Origin of the sequence: Nostoc sp. 2RC, assembly GCF_014222165.1 — a bacterium.
Classification (GTDB): domain Bacteria; phylum Cyanobacteriota; class Cyanobacteriia; order Cyanobacteriales; family Nostocaceae; genus Nostoc; species Nostoc linckia.
Genome location: NZ_JACKZU010000618.1, coordinates 1 through 2,515, shown reverse-complemented (window position 1 = coordinate 2,515; position 2,515 = coordinate 1). Strand labels below are relative to the sequence as shown.

Genomic DNA, 2,515 nt, shown 5'->3' with positions numbered 1-2,515 from the left:
GGATTTAAACCCTTTTCCCCTTCCCCCTTACCCTTTTCCCCACCAATTAAACCCTTTCCCCCACCAAGTTCACTTGGTGAACTACTAGAATGTTTGATATGGGAGAAAACAGGCAATAAGCAATAGCCCAGTATATTTTTTGCCTGTAATTGGAGGTGAAGTACTGTGATGGAAGCGATACAAGATAAACGAGCATTAGTGACAGGTGGTAACCGAGGAATTGGATTTGCCATTGCCCAGGGTTTACTGGCAAAAGACTATGAAGTGATTATTACTTCGCGTTCCCTTGATAAGGCTACACAAGCAGCCCAGCAACTTCAAGGTAAGGTAATTCCTATAGAATTGGATGTGACTAACGATCGCTCCATCAATGAAGCAGTCAAAACCCTCTACCAAAAGAGCGATCGCTTAGATGTTTTGATTAATAATGCTGGTGTATATCCAGACAATAATGTCAATATTATTACTATTAACCGGGAATTGCTCGATTCGACGATGAATGCCAACACCTTTGGCCCAATTCGTATGGTGCAGGCATTTTTACCTCTATTGGAAAAATCCCCAAATGCCAGAGTAATTAATGTTTCCAGTGGCTATGGAGCATTGTCAGATTTATCTGCTGACGTTCCAAGTTACTGCCTATCAAAGTTAGCATTAAATGGGGCAACAATTATGCTGGCACAAGCTTTGCAATCTAAAGGAATCCTTGTCAATTCCATTTGTCCGGGGTGGGTGAGAACAGATATGGGTGGTTCATCAGCACCGCGTTCGCCAGAACAAGGGGCCGATACTGCAATCTGGTTAGCTACTGATGCTCCACGGAACATAACTGGTAAATTTTTGCGCGATCGCCAAATAATTTCCTTTTAGGGAACTCTAAAAAATAAATTGTTCTGATTCAGGTCGTTGACTGTTCACTGTTGACTGTTGACTGTCAACGTTCAACAATTAACAATCTTCTGTGGAATATTTGGAAGTTCCTTAGACGTTGCTGATTTTATGTATAAAAACAATTGTTCATGATATCAAAATCGTTCCACAGACGTTGCATTGCAACGTCTCTACATTTGGGTTCATTGTATAAAGTGCGAGAATATTAGTTTCTTAATTTCAGGACTTACGCAAAAATAACGTAATTCCGTCATTACGAGCGATAGAGAAGTAATCCCCCCTGACGCTGGGATTGCTTCCCTACACTCCGTTTCGGTCGCAATGACAATATCGGCGTTGCGTAAGTCCTAAATTTTTACCGCTATTTTTTTGGCATTGCTCAATCAAGGGATTATTAACCAACTTCTAAAATTCTTCCCCTGTGGCTTCTACTCACCACTCTTTATTTCCTTGCTTCAGAACTGCTACTAATTTTTCAATATGTGCTGCTTCATGAGTTGCCATTAGAGATATTCTGATGCGACTTGTGGGCACTGTGGGGGGACGAATTGCTGGGGCAAAAATGCCAGCATTTCTGAGATACTTTCCGGCTTTAAGTGCATCTGTGGCATTAGGCAATTGAAAACATAATATAGCTGATTCTGAAGGCAGCAATTTTAAATTAGGTACATCTTCGAGCAAAGCTTTTAAGTAACACACATTTTCCCATAATTGGGCACGGCGTTGGGGTTCTTGTTGTAGTATGTTGATTGCTGCTAAGGCTGCGGCTGTATCAGCAGGTGAAAGTCCAGTGGTGTAAATCCAACTAGGGGCGCGGTTTTGCAAAAAATCGATTAGGATGCTACTGCCGGCTACATAGCCGCCCAAACTACCTAAAGCTTTGCTCAAAGTACCAATTTGAATTAAGGGCTTTCCCGTACATCCAAAATATTCAACACATCCCGCACCAGTTTTTCCTAATATCCCAGTGGCATGAGCTTCATCAACTAGCAGCATACAGTTAAATTCTTCAGCCAGATCTAACAGTGCTGGCATTGGACATAAATCGCCATCCATGCTGAAGACGCTATCTGTGAGAATCAAACAGCGTCGGTAATTTTCTCGTTGGTGATTCAACTGTGTTTTAAGTGCTACAACATCACAGTGGGGATATTCTACAATCGCTGCACCGCTGAGAATTGCCCCATTTTTCAAACTGGAATGATTGTATTGGTCAGATAAAATTAAATCCCGCTTGCCTACCAAAGCGGTAATTACACCCAAATTAGCTAGATACCCGGAACTAAATACCAAGGCATCTTCTGTTTGTTTGGTAGATGCGATCGCCTTTTCTAATTCCCTATGTAATTCACGATGACCAGTGAGTAATCTAGAACCAGTACTACCAGTGCCAAATTCTTCAATAGCAGCGATGGCCGCTGCCATCAAACGTTCATCTCCAGCCAATCCCAAATAATCATTACTGGCAAAATTAATCACCTGTTGTCCATGTAGAACCACCGTTGCACCCGGACGACCGTCAATAGTTTGTACAGAACGATACCAATCTGCCCGATGAATTGTTGCCAGAGATTTTTCTATCCAAGCATAAGGGTCATGGGGCATAGTGTGTGCAGGGGGGCAG

The 2,515-nt window shown here is 42.3% G+C and carries 2 protein-coding genes; one reads left to right on the top strand and one right to left on the bottom strand.

The window, feature by feature from the left end; genetic code table 11:
- The first annotated feature begins 168 nt into the window (after positions 1-168).
- Positions 169-870, top strand: a complete 702-nt coding sequence (locus GNE10_RS33810) for an SDR family NAD(P)-dependent oxidoreductase (RefSeq protein WP_185570404.1) — start codon at positions 169-171, stop codon at positions 868-870.
- Between the two features lie 453 nt (positions 871-1,323).
- Here GNE10_RS33810 and bioF read toward each other — a convergent pair whose 3' ends face one another.
- Positions 1,324-2,496: an 8-amino-7-oxononanoate synthase gene (gene bioF / locus GNE10_RS33805; RefSeq protein WP_185570403.1), complete on the bottom strand. Its 1,173-nt coding sequence runs from the start codon at positions 2,494-2,496 to the stop codon at positions 1,324-1,326.
- Positions 2,497-2,515: the final 19 nt, after the last annotated feature.